Here is a 16852-nt window from a genome sequence, read left to right as displayed (position 1 = left end):
GTTTCTTCTCCGTAATTTTAATGCATGGATAAAATCGTATTATCAGCATTAGATTTAGCTCCTGTCAAAAAGGGAGAAAATGCAGCAAGTGCTATCGCTCGCAGTGTAAAGGTGGCCCAACATATCGAAAAACTAGAGTTTAAAAGAATCTGGGTTGCCGAACACCATAATATGGAATATATTGCCAGTTCGGCAACCTCGCTACTTATACAACATATTGCTTCGAATACTGACTGGATCAGAGTGGGTTCGGGCGGTATCATGTTGCCTAATCACGCTCCCCTAGTGATCGCGGAACAATTTGGTACATTGGAAACGCTATTTCCGGGGCGAATTGATCTTGGTTTAGGTCGGGCACCGGGTACTGATCAATTGACTGCAATGGCCTTGCGAAGAAATAACTTAAATACTGCATTTCAGTTCCCGCAGGAGGTCAAAGATCTTCAACGTTATTTCAGTATCGATAATTATGATGCAAAAGTGCGTGCATTTCCCGGTGAAGGACTGGAAATCCCTCTTTATATTCTGGGATCTAGTACGGATAGCGCTTATTTAGCAGCCAGTTTAGGACTTCCCTACGCCTTTGCGACACACTTTGCTCCGGCTCAATTTGCCTCAGCGAGTATGATCTATCATCAGAATTTTGTACCGTCGGAGGTGTTGGATAGACCTTATTTTATTTCCTGTGTCAATGTTATCGCTGCAGACAGCACCGAAGAAGCCGAATTTTTGTCTACTAGCTTCTATAATTTATTTGCTGGTATTGTAACGAATACAAGGAGACCCTTGTCTCCACCGACTGAGGAAGTAATTTATAAAGGGATTCCAGCCATTGAACAAGCTGTCCAAAGCATGGCCTCCTGTGCTTTTGTGGGGGATAAAAACAAGATCGCCCCAGAAATAGAAAAATTTGTCAAAGATCATAAAGTTGATGAAATTATGGCTACCTCTTATATTTTTGACGACGAAAAATGCCTGCAATCATTTTCCTTGCTTAAGGAAGCACTCGCCTAAGGTGTCTTAGAGACTTATATATTGTGAATTTTTATATATTTAAATAAAAATTCACAATATATGAACTGTTATTCTGCTTTTACCTTATTGGTTGGGCTATTACTCATCCAAGCTTGTCATAGTCCCACGACGAATAAAGAGGATACCCCGATAGATTCAGTTGCCACGAAAGATAGTTCAGCTTTATTGTCAAAAGACAGTACGGACTTATTAATTTCCGCATCAGCCGATAGCTCAAAAGGGCAGATTTTTTTGGTGCGTAGTTATCGCATCTGGGAAAAAGAGGATCCCACTGCTGTATTGAATAAGGATTGGTTTGATCTCTATGAGCGCGAGGGAAAGTACTACCTGGACAAAGTTGAATATGAAATAAAGGATGGGTATGATGAATGTGCTCAGGTCCCTTCAAAAAGTGTCGAGTCCAAAAGAAATTCGCTTTTGTTTCTACATATAAAAGGATTGAAGACAGGACCTGTAGAAAGCATGCGGATAAATCATTCGGAGATATGGCCCAAAGAATCCGTAGAATATAATTTCGGAAAACAGCATATTATCCTGAAAGGATTTGGTGATATTAAATCGACCGAAGTACAGACCGACGAAAAAGGGCATGAAAAAATATTTCACGAAGTATCCAAATATAAGCTTAATGCCACTTTCGGTGGAGCTCATGAAATGACATTATTTCAAAAGGATCAATATGAACATGTGTTTATGTCCACCCAGTTTGTTGGGGATATAGATCGTGATGGGCAATTGGATTTTATCTTTTCCAATCCTGGCAACTATGAGGAAGAAGCGCTGCTTTTGTTTCTTTCTAATGGCGGAAAACCGTTGATTTTCGAGGCGAATGAACAGTTTGATTGTTAATTTGAGATCATGGAAAAAATAAATTTAGTGCTGCATCAAATGAAGTCCATTCATCGGGCTTTGATTGCAATTTGCATTTTTACCCTTGTATATCTCTTCTCTCCGATTAAATCCTTGACATTGTTAAGTTTGCTTTTGTGTTGGTTTGGCTTTTGTATTTCTTATATATTGGTCTCCTGGTATACGTTTTATACCATGCCGGTATTCACAATCGCTAAGAAAGCACAACAGGAAGATGGTAGTCGGCTTTTTGTATCCTTATTTATAATATCAGTTACGATTAGTTGCTTTATTTCGGTATTGATGATCATTATATCAACTAAGGATAAACAGCTTGATAATTTATTTATTATTATTATTTGTATGCTTGCTATGCTGGCTTCATGGTGCTTGGTTCATACTATATATACATTCCATTATGCGCGTTTATATTATGAAAATGATTCTAATGGAAGTGGCATGGAATTTCCTGGCGATGATAAACCGGATTATATGGACTTTGCCTATTTTTCATTTGTCATGGGTTGTACATTTCAGGTATCTGATGTTGGCATCTCATCAAAAAAAATCAGAAGGATTGCGTTGCTCCATGGTCTGCTGTCCTTTGCGTTGAATACATTTGTGGTAGCATTGACTATCAATATCATTTCCGGTCTTATCAATTGAGATTTTAATCTAAAAACCGTATTTTAGTCAAAATTTAATCACATGAAGTTGTTTAAGCCCTTAATAGCGTTTTTTTTATGCCTTATTACAGTTGTATCATGTAAAAAGAATGAAACGACTGATGCTGATGGATCTGCCGGAATTTCTGGAAGTTTTATTGGCAGGGTTCAATTTCAGGACAACTCCTTGTCTGTTGATCGATCCAATAGATTGATCCGCATTCTACCTGACGGAGGTAGCCAATCGTTTAAAATTGAGTTCTTTACCGGAGTGCCAAATATTACAGGGGTTCGTTTCGAAAAGTTCAACGATACAACCTGGATTTCAAACGATACCATAAAACTGAAAGATGTGAAAATTAGGGGTAAGCTTTTGACTATTAATTACCAATTGGACGGCCAAACTTGGCATGTAATTGATGCTATTCGTAAATAATAATCAATCTAAATTGTCATAATAACTTCATTTTTCGTTGTAAAAGTATTTCCTTATCGCTATATTTAGTCAAGTATAAGGAAAAGAGAAATGAAACACATCAAAAAAATTGGAGCAATTGCTTCTGTATTTGCCGTAGTCATCGCCTTGAGTGGATTTAACTTCCAGCAGGAAAAACCTCAGGAAGAACCCAAACCTACAAATTTAAAAGTTTTACCGAAAAATATCTCACATGACGAACTGATCGAGACAATGAAAGAGTTTAATGTCGCGTTGGGTGTAAAGTGTGGATTTTGTCATGCGCCATCAAAAGAGGATCCTAAAAAGTTGGATTTTGCGAGTGATGAAAACAAAAAAAAGGAAATTGGCCGGGCAATGATCAAGATGACACAAAAGATTAATAAAAAATATTTTAATCGTAGTTGGGATAGCTCACCGGCCAAAGCAATTTCCTGTAAAACTTGTCATGGCGGCAAAGAAGAGCCAGAAATGGTAATAGCGAAAAACTAATCAAACTATATATTCATGTAACACCATAAGGTTTCTCTTATGGTGTTTTTTTATTGCCTATTCTTTACTTATTTGCTGTTGCTTCGCTTAGTCCACAGGTTTTGAAACTGATCCCCAAACTTTGGGTAGATCCCATGCTCTTGCCCGGGTACAAACAAAAAAGGCTTTTCAATTTGAAAAGCCTTTTTTGTTTGTACCCGGAGCCGGAGTCGAACCGGCACGGTTTCCCACTGGTGTTTGAGACCAGCGCGTCTACCAATTCCGCCATCCGGGCATATCCGTTTGAGATGATGCAAAAGTAAGGAAAGTTTTTATTTTTCCAAACGATCTTCTGCTTCTTTTCCTAAACTGCCTGAAAATGAATTAGAAATTTTTTATAAAACTATTTGTAATACACCTCTAAAGGCTTAACTGGCATTTTTTTCTTAATTTTAAGCTGGAAATATTAGGCAAATCATGGAAAAGGTAAAGTTAGGAAATAGTGAAATTGAATTTAAACCGATCGTTTTCGGTGGAAATGTATTTGGCTGGACTGTAGATGAGCAACAGTCGTTTGCTCTTTTGGATGCATTTATTGATATGGGCTTTAGTTTTATAGATACATCCAACAATTACTCCCATTGGGTTCCGGGCCACACTGGATCAGAGTCCGAATCCATTATCGGCAAATGGATCAGTAAACGGGATGTGCGGGATAAAATTCAGATTGCGACGAAGGTGGGTGGACGCCATGCTGCTAATGACAAACCTAATTTGAAAAAAGAACATATTATCAAGTCTGTTGACGAATCGCTCATGCGGTTGCAAGTGGACACAATAGATCTTTATCAGTCGCATCACGACGACCTTTCAACGGCTATAGATGAAACGTTGGAGGCTTACCAGCAACTGGTACATGCTGGTAAGGTAAAATGGATTGGAGCGTCTAATTTAAGCCCTGAGCGTCTAAAGGAATCATTGGCTGTCGCGGAGAAGCATGGTCTCCCTGCTTATATTGCCATCCAGCCCGAATATAATTTATACGACCGTTCAAAATATGAGAAAGATTATGAACGACTCGCGGTTGAAAATCACTTGGGTGTAATCACCTACTATTCCCTTGCAAGCGGATTTCTTTCGGGAAAATATAGGTCGATGGAGGATATTAAAGACGTGAAGCGATCGGATGCCTTAAAAGGTCGGTTTGATAACCGTGGACTTCGTATTCTGGATACCTTAGCCCAAGTAGCCCACAATCAACAGGTCGCTATGTCAACAATTGCACTCGCCTGGATTCTTCATCGACCATCAGTCACCGCACCTATTGTCAGTGCTACGTCCCTGCAACAACTTGAGGAACTAACTAAAGCAACCAAAATAAATTTGTCCACTGAAGAAATATCCCTGTTAAATATAGCCAGCGCATGGGAATGAAACTGATGTGTGCTTTGTTTTAATTTGTTGGTATAGAGTCTTTTAAAATAAAATTTGACGCTATTCGGAATATTATTTGGCAAGTTCGGCCGTAAACGGTTCGATATTGGGATTGGTGGTAAATTAATTCTTTACATTTTGAACTATAAGTGTCTGTATTTCAATTTGAAAAATATACTAACAAAATATTATTTTGCTAGGATATTTCTATTTTTTATCGATATAAATAACAATCAGGGGTTTGTCGGTCTCTTCTCGTTCAATAAGTTAAGGACCTCTGTTGGTACCATTGCGCTAACATCCCCCCCGTTAAACCAGACATCCCGTACTATAGTTGACGATATGTACGCCTTCCCGGATCTACTCATCAAAAAATAGCTTTCGACCGCAGGGTTTAGTAACAGGTTGTTTTGAGCAATTGCATTTTCAAACTCGAAATCTCCTGTATTCCGTAAACCGCGTAATATAAATTTCGCACCGACTTTCTGGCAGAAATCTACGGTCAAACCACTATACTTTACCACTTCTATCGCTTGGACGTTCTGAAAAAGATGCTGTATGCAATTGACACGCTCCTCATGGTCTAACATGCCTTTCTTGTTCGCATTATAACCTACAGCAATAATGATTTTATCAAATAGCGGCAGGGCTCTTTCGACCAGATCTTGATGAGCTGAAGTAAAAGGGTCAAATGAGCCAGGGAAAACAGCAATTTTCATACTATGAGGGATTTGTGTAAAATGAAAAAGATGAATAACCGTATTTTCTAGTTTCTATAAAATTCGGATGCTCCTCCATCTGCCTTGAAGATGGATGTTCGACAATAAGAAGCCCATTGTCCGTTAGTAGATTGTTTTCGAAAATCAATTTTGGTAATTGAGGCAGTTTTGGAATATCGTAGGGTGGATCTGCGAAGATTAAATCATAGGTATTTTTACAATTGTTAATAAATTTAAAAACATCTGCTTTCTTTGCTTCGATCTGCTCCAGATTCATTTTTTTTGCGGTTTCGTTAATATACTGTACGCATTTAAAATGTAAATCAATAGAATCAACTTGCTTTACTTCCCGCGAGGCAAGTTCAAAACTAATATTCCCAGTTCCCGCAAAAAGATCAAGGCAATTTAGGTTATCAAATTCCATGCGATTCTGCAAAATATTAAACAATGCTTCCTTAGCAATATCTGTGGTTGGCCTGACTGGTAAGTTGTTTGGTGGATTCAGCCTTAGACCACCGAGTCTACCTCCTATTATTCGCATAATATTGAATCAAATAATACATTGTACGGTGTTAAGTTGTTGTTTGTCATCTGATCCGCCAAGACCACTTTTGTTTTCAATTCCAATACTTCAACGTCGCTTGCATAGGAAGCAATGCGCTTATAATAATCGTTGGGAATTTCGCCGGAAAGGAGAATCTTATCAGTGGAATCACCCAGACTGAACTGTGTTAATATATGCAATACGTAATAGCTAATATCATCTAGGTTGTGAATTTCAAAACTATTATAAAGTTGAAAGACGCCATTGTTAAATAAATAAAAATCAATAATGTTATCAGCAACAAAGTGCAATCCCAACGCACTCCCTCTAATGGATATATGCTCCTGCGCACGATCCAGTACAACGGCAAATTCAGGAAGGATAACAGCATCAGGGAATAGTCTGCGCCAACGATTTAAAAGGAGTTTATCAAACTGATATAAAGCTACTAAGTTGAGATTATCTAAATAATAAATAAATGTATTATCAGCGTCCGGCATATCCAAAAATTGCAGATATTGTGATATATTGTCCTTTTGGAAAACCTCCTTGGGTATAAAGGTAAAACTCTGGTGTGGGATAACAATCCGAACGAATCGGAAAGGTAGACTCATTATTCTTGTTGCATCTAAAATTGGCTCCTCTGATGGATATTCGATCAATATCGGTGCTACTGACTTCTTATCGACTACCGCCAACACATCTTTTTGGAAGCCTGCTTTTACCAAAAGATTATACTCAGGTAGGTAATGAATGTTAAATTGTTTTGAAATATAATTCATTCGCTGAATTGTAAAAATAAAAACTTGTTAAAGCAAAAATAGCTTTTTCTAGAGGATAAGACAAACCTTTTAAATAACTTTGGGTGTGTTCATCAAAAATCTGTTAATACAACAATTTCCATGGCAACCAACCGCACAGCAGTTGGAAGCATTCGAGTTATTGGAAGAGTTTCTATTTGCTTTTGATAGGCAGTCTTGTTTTGTCCTTAAAGGTTATGCTGGTACCGGAAAAACAACATTGATTGCAGCATTGGTCAAAGTATTGCCAGCATTGAAAAAACGCGCTGTACTCTTGGCTCCGACTGGTAGGGCTGCTAAAGTGATGAGTTATTATTCTGGACGAAAAGCGCTAACTATCCACAAAAAAATCTATCGAAAGAAGTCAGCTATTTCTTTTCAATTGGATTTTACGCTTGCCGAAAATTTACATGAAGATACCCTGTTTATTGTTGATGAGGCTTCAATGATCTCCAATGAAGCTGTAAATGTGTTTTCAAAAAGTCTTTTAAATGACCTAATTCGTTATGTGCAATCCGGCAAGAATTGTAGTCTGCTTTTTGTTGGTGATACAGCCCAATTACCGCCTGTTGGTTTATTGGATAGTCCAGCATTGAGCCCCAGCTATCTTGAACGTGAGTTTCACCTGTGTGTCTATCCTTACGAACTGACTACGGTAGTCCGACAGTCTCAAGACTCTGGGATATTGTATAATGCAACTAAAATACGTAATGAGATCATATCAGCTGAAGCTGGACAGATTGATTTTCCATTTCCTAAATTCATAACAAAGGGATTTAAAGATGTTTATCGTATGACGGGTGAACGCTTAATTGAAGGGATAAATTATGCCTATGATAAATATGGCGTAGAGAACACCATGATCATATGCCGTTCAAATCGTTCGACAAATTTATATAATCAGAACATCCGAAACAGAATTCTTTTTAGGGATGAAGAGTTAACAGGTGGAGATTATATTATGGTGGTGAAGAACAATTATTTCTGGCTACAGGAAAACAATATGGGCGATGGCTTTATTGCTAATGGCGATATGGCCAAAGTCAGGAAGGTAAGTAATATTCATGAACAGCACGGTTATAGGTTTGCTGACGTTACACTCGAATTTATGGATATTGACGAGATAGAACCCATTACCTGTCGCGTTATTTTAGATAGCCTCTATACCGAAGGGCCTAACCTTTCGTATGAAAGCCAGAAAAACCTGTACGAAGAGATCGGAATGGACTACGCAGATATTCTGGATAAGAAGGATCGACTGGAAGCGATTAAGAAAGATCCCTATTATAATGCATTACAGATTAAATTTGCTTTTGCAATCACCTGTCACAAAGCTCAAGGGGGGCAATGGCCTATTGTTTTTGTAGATCAGGGATATATCAATGATGAAATGTTGGATCTTGAATTTCTTCGCTGGCTATACACTGGTGTTACCCGAGCCACGCATGAACTATTTTTGGTAAACTTTAGCGAAAACTTCTATCCATCATAGGATTATTACACGAATCATTCGTACGAGTATATAATAATGAATATTTTAGTGGCCAAAACTAAGATTACACAATTATTCTATATTTATTTGATGCATAAGTTCTATTTTATTTTTGCAGCCAGTCTATTGCCCTATTTCGGTTCCGGACAGCAGATTCAAGAACCCCCGATAAAACCGAATTATCGGTTGGCCGCCAAATTTTCCCCAGAGAAATTAAAAAAAATGATTTTCTCCACAACCATCAAACCAAACTGGATCAATTTTTCGGACCGCTTCTGGTATGATTACGCAAGTCCACAGGGAAAAAACTGGTATATAGTCAATCCAGCACTTAAAAAGAAAGAGACCCTTTTTGACAGCGAGAGTGTAGCTGCTCAAATAACCAAGATTGTTAAAAATCCTGTTGACGCGCAGCATCTGGAATTACAGGGTTTGAGATTCACCAAAGATGAAAAAAAGGTTAGATTTCAGATTCAGAGTACAAAAGATACCGTAAAATCCAAAGATGAAATTGAAAAACTAAAAAATAAATCCGATACAACAAAGAAAAAGCTCTTTTATTTGGAATATGATTTTGTTTCAAAAACGGTATCCGAAATCAGTGATTCTACCAAGGTTAAAGCTCCACTAGCTTGGGCAAGTTTTTCTCCCGACACCAATACCGTCTACTTCGCCAAAGACTTTAATCTGTATTGGATGGATAAAGCCAACTATCTCAAAGCGGTCAAGAATGAAAAAGATAGCACGATTGTTGAACACCAGATTACAAAAGATGGTGTACAATACTATGCTTGGGGCGGCGATGAATATAGTACGACAACAGGTGACGAAAAGGATAAAGACAATGAAACGAAACGCAAACGTGTATGGATAAGCTGGTCTCCAGACGGCCGCTATTTTACACTGACAAGAAAAGATAACAGATCGTTGCGACCTTTATGGGTGATCAATAACGTAGGTTCTTCTCGCCCTACCCTGGAGACTTACAAATACCAAATGCCAGGTGAGATTGATTCAACTGAAACTGAATTCTATATCTTTGAAGCTGCAACAAAGGCCCCACGTAGACTAAATATTACGGCTTTTAAAAATCAAACAATCTCCAACTGGACAAAAACTCCAGATAGAAACTCTTACAAGGAGGATTATTTTATTAACTATTGGCTAGGTAATAACGAAGAGTTCTATATCTCACGTTCCAGCCGTGATTTAAAAAAAAAGAATAGACTTGTTAAAGGTGAATGTAAATGGAACGGTCAATCCTATTATTCAGGAACGATCAAACGTATATCTTGATGTCCAAAAACCGCTCTTGACCGAAAATGGAAAGCGATTGGTTCATTGGTCTGAAAGAGATGGATGGGGACATTACTACCACTACGATACCAATGGTAAACTTATTAACCAAATTACTAAAGGAAGTTTCCACTGTGAAGAAATTACTGGGATAGATCCGACAACACAGACTTTGTTTTTTACAGCATCCGGCCGTGAGAAAGATGAAGATCCCTATTACCTTCACCATTATAGTGTGAATCTCAACGGCAATGGAATTAAACTGCTAAATCCGGGAAACTTTGATCATCAGATTGAGATGAGCGAATCCTCCAAATATTTTGTAAACAACTCTTCAAGAGTAAATACAACACCCGAATCTGTATTATTGAATAGCAATGGACAGAAGATCATGACACTTGAAAAGGCAGATCTGTCGCTACTATTTGCTGCAGGTTATAAATTCCCTGAACCGTTTAAAGTAAAGGCTGGTGACGGCACCACAGATCTCTATGGTGTCATGTACAAACCTTTTGATTTTGACAGTACAAGAACCTATCCTATCATAGAATATGTCTATCCAGGTCCACAGACAGAAGCTGTCAATAAATCTTTTGGACGGAGCATGGATCGGATAGATCGACTGGCCCAATTTGGCTTTATCGTTGTCACTGTAGGAAATCGAGGCGGCCATCCATCTCGTTCACAATGGTACCATACCTATGGCTATGGCAATCTGCGTGATTATGGATTGGAGGACAAAAAGGTGACAGCGGAGCAGCTTGCTGACCGTTATAAATTTATTGACGTTAGTCGTGTAGGTATCACAGGACATTCTGGAGGTGGATTTATGTCTACAGCAGCAATGCTTGTTTATCCCGATTTCTTTAAAGTTGCTGTATCGGGAGCTGGGAACCATGAAAATCAAATCTATAACCGCTGGTGGAGCGAACGTCACCATGGTGTAACAGAAAAAGTCTCAGCGAAAGGTGACACGACTTTCTCATATCAGATTACCAAAAATACTGAATTAGCCAAGAACCTTAAAGGCCAGCTATTAATTGCTACTGGGGATATTGACAACAATGTGCACCCAGCAAATTCGATCCGGATGGTTGATGCATTAATCAAAGCAAATAAACGGTTCGACTTCCTGCTTTTGCCAGGACAGCGGCATGGATTCGGGGATATGACAGAGTACTTTTTCTGGAAGATGGGTGATTATTTTAGTCAGTATCTCTTGGGGGATTCCAAAATAAATGAAGTTGATATAACTGAAATGAATCGCGAGAAACCGTTAAAATAACAGGTTTATGACCTATAATGAAAAAATAAAGTTTTTGTCCGTTACCTTAAGATCATTTGAGGTAACGGATTTTTCTTTGGATATACTTGGAGATATTAGCCTTCGGGACCTACTAGACATTTCACTAGAGAAAGATAAAACCATTTCTTTCCGGGCTGCCTGGGTATTTGAAACCATTGTATTAAAGGATACGGCCTTGCTTGATGGATTGCTACCACAATTTTTTGAAAATCTGAAAAAACAAAAAAACTGGAGCTGTCTTAGGAGTTATAGCAAAGTTTTGATGTATTTGACCTCAAAAAAGAATAAACGCTATGATCTTGATGAAAAGACCGAAGAAGAACTTATTGAACAGGCTTTTCAATGGATGATTGAACAGCAATGTCCTGTGGCTGTATTGGTAAACTGTTTAGACATATTAAATAATCTAAGCAAGAAATATACTTGGATAAAAGAAGAGCTTTTTGCTCAGATAGATCATTTTCAGAAAATAAAACCTAGTCCGGCTTTATTGAGCCGAACGAAGCGAATCCTTCGAAACGAGTAAAAAAAGCTCCCTCCTAATCATTAGAGATCAAAACAATGTATTTCCTTTTGAATTATGCGTCCGACCAAGGTGCCTATAGGCAGCTTCAGTGCATTCACGCCCCCTCGAGGTACGCATAATATAACCTTCCTGAATCAAAAAGGGTTCATACACCTCTTCGATTGTCCCCTCGTCTTCCCCTACGGCAGTAGCAACAGTTTTAAGTCCTACTGGCCCACCTTTGAATTTATCTATAATTGTAGTCAAGATTTTATTATCCATCTCGTCCAAGCCATTTTCATCCACGTTCAGCGCTTGCAGCGCATATTTTGCAATTTCTTGATCGATACTTCCATTTCCCTTTATCTGAGCAAAATCCCGCGTACGACGCAATAAAGCATTTGCTATCCGTGGGGTCCCTCTACTCCTACGTGCTATTTCGTAAGCACCCTCATCAGAAATAGGTGTATTCAGGATATGTGCAGAACGGAGTACGATCGTTGTCAATAGTTTTGCATCATAATATTGAAGCCGTGAATTGATCCCAAAACGTGCACGCAGCGGAGCCGTTAACAAACCTGATCGTGTCGTCGCACCAATCAGCGTAAAAGGATTTAATGAGATCTGCACAGAACGGGCGTTAGGGCCTGTTTCCAGCATAATATCGATCTTAAAATCTTCCATGGCCGAATAGAGGTACTCTTCCACCAAAGGGCTTAAACGGTGGATTTCGTCAATAAACAGCACGTCACCCTCCTCCAAGTTTGTTAATAATCCAGCAAGATCCCCTGGTTTGTCCAAGACTGGGCCTGAGGTAATTTTTATACCTACTCCCATTTCGTTGGCAATAATATGCGAAAGTGTCGTTTTACCTAGTCCTGGAGGGCCATGTAATAAGACATGATCCAAAGCTTCTCCTCTCAATCGTGCAGCTTTCACAAAAATATTTAGATTCTCCAATATTTTTGCCTGCCCTGTAAAATCTTCAAATGCTTGAGGTCGCAACGCCCGTTCGATGTCACGATCTGTATTGTTCAAACGTTCCGGGTTTGGATCTAAATTTTCGTTCATTGACCAATATTATTAATTTCTCTTATAGCTTTTTCCGATACTCCCCAGTTTCAACTGGATCACACCAAAAAATGCCTCCTTAAAGATACTCGTACTCATTTTAGATGTGCCTTCGGTTCTATCCGTAAATATGATAGGTACCTCCACAACATTAAAACCATATTGTATGGCCGTAAATTTCATCTCAATTTGGAAAGCATAGCCAACAAATTTAATCTTGTCTAAAGGAATAGTCTTCAACACCTCCCGTGTAAAACAGACAAAACCAGCCGTAGCATCCTGAATTTTAATTCCAGTTATAAAACGGACATATACAGACGCAAAATACGACATCAAGACCCGGCTCATCGGCCAGTTGACAACATTTACGCCTTTAATATACCGAGAACCAATACTCATATCAGCACCATCCACACAGGCTTGTCTCAAACGGACCAAATCCTCCGGATTGTGACTAAAATCAGCATCCATTTCAAAGATATATTGATAATGTTCTCTGGCAAGCCCCCATTTAAACCCATGAATATAAGCGGTCCCCAAGCCCAGCTTCCCTTTCCGTTCTTCTATAAATAAGCGGTCAGCGAACTCATTCAATTGTAAATTTTTTACGATATCTGCTGTGCCATCAGGCGACCCGTCATCCACAATTAGGATATCAAATGCATGTGATAAGGAAAAAACTTTACGAATAATCTTTTCAATATTTTCCTTCTCATTATATGTTGGAATAATTACTAAACTCTCCGCCACTTTTCTTTTATTTAAGACCCGTAAAGGTAATAATTTAAGCCAAATTCTATACTAGGAATTTCGATGAAATCTTGATAAATGGGATATTTTGCATAATAACTAAAAAAGAAAAGCCCGCTACTATGGGAGTAACGAGCTTTCATTAACCAATTATAAACTTAAATTATGAGACTGCAAATATGATGAATATTGCTTACATATGCAAATTTTTATGCGTTTTCATGCAACATTTTCAATACAATATCCCATTTTTTATCAAAACATCTTCACAATGTGCAGAATACTGCAATTTATCGATCTACTTCACCCAAAACAATGTCAATTGACCCAAGTATAGCAATGAGATCGGCAATCAACACCCCTTTTCCCAATTCGGAAATAACAGAAAGGTTATTGAAACTTGGCCCTCTTGATTTTACCCGCAATGGAATATCGGATTTCTCTTTCGTCACAAAATAAAAACCGAGCTCTCCTTTTGGATTTTCCGCACGCACATAGTAATCTTGCGCTTTCAAATTCACTTTTTTGGGCACGAGTGCACGTGGATCAAAATCAGCTGTACGCTTAAAATCTTTCTGCAGCCGCTCAAGGCATTGTTCAACGATACGAACAGATTCATGCACCTCATCTACCCTAACCTTATAGCGATCCCAGCAATCTCCAATGCTCCCCATAGCTCCTTTTCCTACTGGAATCTCAAAATCTATTTCAGGATAGACGGAGTATTCATCAATCCGCCTCAAATCCCATTTAATACCTGATGCGCGCAACATAGGACCCGAAACACCATAATTGATTGCAACATCCGCTGGTAGTATACCTATATTCGCTGTCCTAGATATAAATATCTGATTCTGGGTTAATATCTCATCCAATTCAATCAATTTCGGTTTAAAATAGTTGATGAATTCTGCGCAACGCACTTCAAAACCAACAGGCAAATCATAGAAAAGACCACCGACCCAGATGTAATTATATAACATACGCGAACCGGATGCCCATTCCAACATATTCATAATATGTTCACGATCTCTAAAACACCATAGAAAAGGAGTGGTAGCACCAATATCAATGCCGTAGGTACCAATAGCAATTAGATGTGATGCAATGCGATTGAGTTCGCAGACCAATACCCGAATATATTCTATTCTTTTAGGAATTTTACTATCCAGCCCCAACATACGTTCCACCCCCATCACAAATGCATGGCTATTGTTCATCGATGCCAAGTAATCTAGACGATCGGTAAATGGAATTGTCTTCCCATAGTTTAAAGATTCCGCATGTTTATCAAAACATCGGTGCAGATAACCCAAATGCGGAACGACTTCCTTAACGATTTCCCCATCCGTGATCAACTGCAAACGCAATACACCATGTGTTGAAGGGTGTTGCGGTCCCATATTCAAAACCATCTCTTGCGTGGAAATTTCCGTGAGATGCCTTTCATATCGATCTAACGCTTCTTTATATTTTGGATTCGCCATACAGATCAATTAATGTTAATGCCATGATATTTTTCAGCCTCCTGATAATCCTTTCGTAACGGATAACCCTCCCAATCATCCGGCAGGAGAATTCTTCTTAGATCGGGATGTCCTGAAAAATAAATTCCCATCAGATCAAAAGCTTCCCTTTCATGCCAATCTGCTGTACGCCAAATGGAAGTAACAGACGGGATTTCTGGCAGCTCATCCAATGAGCGATTGCCCTCCAGTTCCACTTTCAATACGACTGTATGTTGATAAGGCAAAGAACTCAGATGATAGACGATCGTAAAGTGATCTTCGTAATCTACAGCAGTTATATTGCTCAAAAAATCAAAATATAGACCCTCGGTATCCCTAAGAAAAGAGCAAACAGGAACTAGATCTTCAACATGGACAAACAAAGCGGCTTGTAAGCCAGTCGCCTCCTCTTTCAGGATTACTGAATCTCCAAATGTGGAAACTAGTTTTAATTTAATTTCTTCAAATGTCATATTATGGAGCTAGACGCGTGATTTTCCAAGAATCCGAAACCTTTTTATAGACGATCCGATCATGAAGACGGCTAGCACGTCCCTGCCAAAATTCAAAATAGATTGGTTTTAGAATATAACCACCCCAATGCGCTGGACGAGGTATAGTCACATCATCCAAATATTGTTTCTGAAGCTCTTCTACTCTACTCTCCAAAAAATTTCGGTTTGGAATCTCACGGCTTTGGGGGGATACCAAGGCACCTATGCGACTACCCTTAGGACGCGATTGAAAATATTCATCCGAATCTGATTCATTAACTAGCTCGATAATACCCTCAATACGGATTTGCCGTTGTAGCTCAGGCCAGAAAAATAAAAGCGCAGCATGCGGATTGTCTTTCATGTCTTCCCCTTTTCGGCTCTCATAATTTGTAAAGAATACCAACCCTCCTTCTGAAATATCTTTTAATAAAACAATCCTTGATGAAGGTAAATGCTGTGACGAGACAGTAGACAACACCATCGCATTGGGCTCAATCACCTCACTATGAGTAGCCTCATCAAACCATTTTTTAAACTGATGGATGGGATCATGATCCACATCCGATTCAGATAGGTTACCCAATACGTAATCTTGTCTGATCGCTGCAATATCTTTATGTTGAATGGACATAGAAACCTATTTTTATATTCCTACAAACTTACTAAAATCATTGCTTTTTCTCTATAAACTTAGTAGAAATTGCCAAAAACGTTTTTTTGGCACAAATCTCGCATGAGTTAAACAAAAAAGGATTAATTTCGACATATACTTAATTTTGCGTCCTATGTTTAATGAATTAGACCCACAAAAAGGAAGCTTGCTGATTTCAGAGCCATTCATGTTAGACCCCCGGTTTTTAAGGTCTGTTATCCTATTATGTGATCATAACCAAGAAGGTAGCTTAGGCTTTGTATTGAATAATAAAACGAATGTCCATATTGGTCAATTATTGGAATCAATAGCGCAATGTCATTTCCCGATCTATATAGGCGGACCTGTGGCACAGGAGAGTCTATTTTTTGTACATAGTCGATTTGATCTTCTACTAAGTGGTGAAGAGGTTGCTCCAAACCTCTATTTTGGTGGTGATGAAGAAAAACTTATTGACGCAATTCAACAGGACCAGATCAAATCTGATGAAATTAAGTTTTTCATCGGCTATTCAGGTTGGTCAAGTGGACAATTGGATAAGGAAATAAACGAAAACAGCTGGGCTGTTCAAAACAAATACCATCATCAGATTATTTTTGAAGGTAATGGTGAGTTGCTCTGGAAGGATGCCATAATTGGGTTAGGTCCAAAATATGCCCATGTCGCCAATTTCCCACAGAGCCCCGAATTAAATTAAGATTATTTGTAGATCTAAATCTTCTACTGGATTATTGATCGCCCGATTCCAACATTCACTTGCCCCCATAGTGGGCCTGTATAGTTTTTTCTGTCTAAGCTACCCTG

At 38.7% G+C, this 16852-nt stretch carries 19 protein-coding genes and 1 tRNA gene; 11 read left to right on the top strand and 9 right to left on the bottom strand.

The annotated features are described in order from the left end of the window. The first annotated feature begins 24 nt into the window (after positions 1-24). The 5 genes from HPC41_RS11150 to HPC41_RS11130 all read left to right on the top strand — a co-directional run bounded on the left by HPC41_RS11150 (position 25) and on the right by HPC41_RS11130 (position 3495). Positions 25-1014, top strand: coding sequence for an LLM class flavin-dependent oxidoreductase (locus HPC41_RS11150; RefSeq protein ID WP_172394096.1), 990 nt, complete (start codon positions 25-27; stop codon positions 1012-1014). 60 nt (positions 1015-1074) lie between these two features. Then, the gene (locus HPC41_RS11145; RefSeq protein WP_172394095.1) at positions 1075-1884 is read left to right on the top strand and encodes a hypothetical protein; all 810 of its coding nucleotides are present in this window, start codon (positions 1075-1077) and stop codon (positions 1882-1884) included. Positions 1885-1893: 9 nt separating this feature from the next. Continuing rightward, positions 1894-2550 carry a DUF1345 domain-containing protein gene (locus HPC41_RS11140; RefSeq protein WP_172394094.1) on the top strand — a complete coding sequence of 219 codons (657 nt, stop codon included), beginning with the start codon at positions 1894-1896 and terminating at the stop codon, positions 2548-2550. A gap of 42 nt (positions 2551-2592) precedes the next feature. Then, positions 2593-2985: a hypothetical protein gene (locus tag HPC41_RS11135; RefSeq protein ID WP_172394093.1), complete on the top strand. Its 393-nt coding sequence runs from the start codon at positions 2593-2595 to the stop codon at positions 2983-2985. Between the two features lie 90 nt (positions 2986-3075). Further along, positions 3076-3495 (top strand): c-type cytochrome, encoded by a 420-nt coding sequence (locus HPC41_RS11130; protein ID WP_172394092.1) that lies wholly within the window; start codon positions 3076-3078, stop codon positions 3493-3495. Between the two features lie 194 nt (positions 3496-3689). Here HPC41_RS11130 and HPC41_RS11125 read toward each other — a convergent pair. Then, positions 3690-3769 (bottom strand) — tRNA-Leu (locus HPC41_RS11125). A gap of 182 nt (positions 3770-3951) precedes the next feature. Here HPC41_RS11125 and HPC41_RS11120 point away from each other — a divergent pair. Beyond that, the gene (locus HPC41_RS11120) at positions 3952-4908 is read left to right on the top strand and encodes an aldo/keto reductase (protein WP_172394091.1); all 957 of its coding nucleotides are present in this window, start codon (positions 3952-3954) and stop codon (positions 4906-4908) included. Positions 4909-5141: 233 nt separating this feature from the next. On the opposite strand, the gene coaD is transcribed toward HPC41_RS11120, so the two are convergent. Genes coaD through HPC41_RS11105 form a run of 3 tightly spaced genes read right to left on the bottom strand, consistent with a single transcriptional unit; the run spans position 5142 to position 6953 of the window. Further along, positions 5142-5627 (bottom strand): pantetheine-phosphate adenylyltransferase, encoded by a 486-nt coding sequence (coaD, locus tag HPC41_RS11115; RefSeq protein WP_172394090.1) that lies wholly within the window; start codon positions 5625-5627, stop codon positions 5142-5144. Between the two features lies 1 nt (position 5628). Beyond that, positions 5629-6168: a 16S rRNA (guanine(966)-N(2))-methyltransferase RsmD gene (gene rsmD / locus HPC41_RS11110; protein WP_172394089.1), complete on the bottom strand. Its 540-nt coding sequence runs from the start codon at positions 6166-6168 to the stop codon at positions 5629-5631. Beyond that, positions 6159-6953, bottom strand: a complete 795-nt coding sequence (locus HPC41_RS11105) for a DUF3822 family protein (protein ID WP_172394088.1) — start codon at positions 6951-6953, stop codon at positions 6159-6161. The genes rsmD and HPC41_RS11105 overlap by 10 nt, the downstream gene beginning before the upstream one ends. An 85-nt stretch (positions 6954-7038) precedes the next feature. On the opposite strand from HPC41_RS11105, the gene HPC41_RS11100 reads away from it, so the two are divergent. From HPC41_RS11100 to HPC41_RS11090, 4 genes are read left to right on the top strand one after another with little or no spacing between them, the layout of a single operon-like run. Further along, positions 7039-8463 (top strand): ATP-dependent DNA helicase, encoded by a 1425-nt coding sequence (locus HPC41_RS11100; protein ID WP_172394087.1) that lies wholly within the window; start codon positions 7039-7041, stop codon positions 8461-8463. Between the two features lie 36 nt (positions 8464-8499). After that, complete coding sequence (locus HPC41_RS25115; RefSeq protein ID WP_216660735.1) at positions 8500-9759, top strand: DPP IV N-terminal domain-containing protein; 1260 nt, start codon at positions 8500-8502, stop codon at positions 9757-9759. Further along, complete coding sequence (locus tag HPC41_RS25110) at positions 9701-11044, top strand: S9 family peptidase (protein ID WP_343043837.1); 1344 nt, start codon at positions 9701-9703, stop codon at positions 11042-11044. The genes HPC41_RS25115 and HPC41_RS25110 overlap by 59 nt, the downstream gene beginning before the upstream one ends. Positions 11045-11051: 7 nt before the next feature. Beyond that, positions 11052-11591 carry a hypothetical protein gene (locus HPC41_RS11090; protein WP_172394086.1) on the top strand — a complete coding sequence of 180 codons (540 nt, stop codon included), beginning with the start codon at positions 11052-11054 and terminating at the stop codon, positions 11589-11591. Positions 11592-11618: 27 nt separating this feature from the next. On the opposite strand, the gene ruvB is transcribed toward HPC41_RS11090, so the two are convergent. The 5 genes from ruvB to pdxH all read right to left on the bottom strand — a co-directional run bounded on the left by ruvB (position 11619) and on the right by pdxH (position 16027). Further along, positions 11619-12641 (bottom strand): Holliday junction branch migration DNA helicase RuvB, encoded by a 1023-nt coding sequence (gene ruvB, locus HPC41_RS11085; RefSeq protein WP_172394085.1) that lies wholly within the window; start codon positions 12639-12641, stop codon positions 11619-11621. Between the two features lie 12 nt (positions 12642-12653). Further along, positions 12654-13391, bottom strand: coding sequence for a polyprenol monophosphomannose synthase (locus tag HPC41_RS11080; protein WP_172394084.1), 738 nt, complete (start codon positions 13389-13391; stop codon positions 12654-12656). Between the two features lie 290 nt (positions 13392-13681). Beyond that, on the bottom strand, positions 13682-14878 hold the full coding sequence (locus HPC41_RS11075) for an NADH-quinone oxidoreductase subunit D (protein ID WP_172394083.1): 1197 nt from the start codon (positions 14876-14878) through the stop codon (positions 13682-13684). Between the two features lie 5 nt (positions 14879-14883). After that, positions 14884-15372, bottom strand: a complete 489-nt coding sequence (locus HPC41_RS11070) for an NADH-quinone oxidoreductase subunit C (protein WP_172394082.1) — start codon at positions 15370-15372, stop codon at positions 14884-14886. 1 nt (position 15373) lies between these two features. Then, the gene (gene pdxH, locus HPC41_RS11065) at positions 15374-16027 is read right to left on the bottom strand and encodes a pyridoxamine 5'-phosphate oxidase (RefSeq protein WP_172394081.1); all 654 of its coding nucleotides are present in this window, start codon (positions 16025-16027) and stop codon (positions 15374-15376) included. Positions 16028-16181: 154 nt separating this feature from the next. Between pdxH and HPC41_RS11060 the strand changes: the two genes are divergently transcribed. Continuing rightward, positions 16182-16745: a YqgE/AlgH family protein gene (locus tag HPC41_RS11060; protein WP_120257473.1), complete on the top strand. Its 564-nt coding sequence runs from the start codon at positions 16182-16184 to the stop codon at positions 16743-16745. Positions 16746-16852: the final 107 nt, after the last annotated feature.

This window comes from Sphingobacterium prati, assembly GCF_013167215.1.
Classification (GTDB): Bacteria; Bacteroidota; Bacteroidia; order Sphingobacteriales; family Sphingobacteriaceae; genus Sphingobacterium; species Sphingobacterium prati.
Note: the sequence above shows the minus strand (reverse complement) of the source record. Positions and strands in the feature narration are given on the sequence as shown.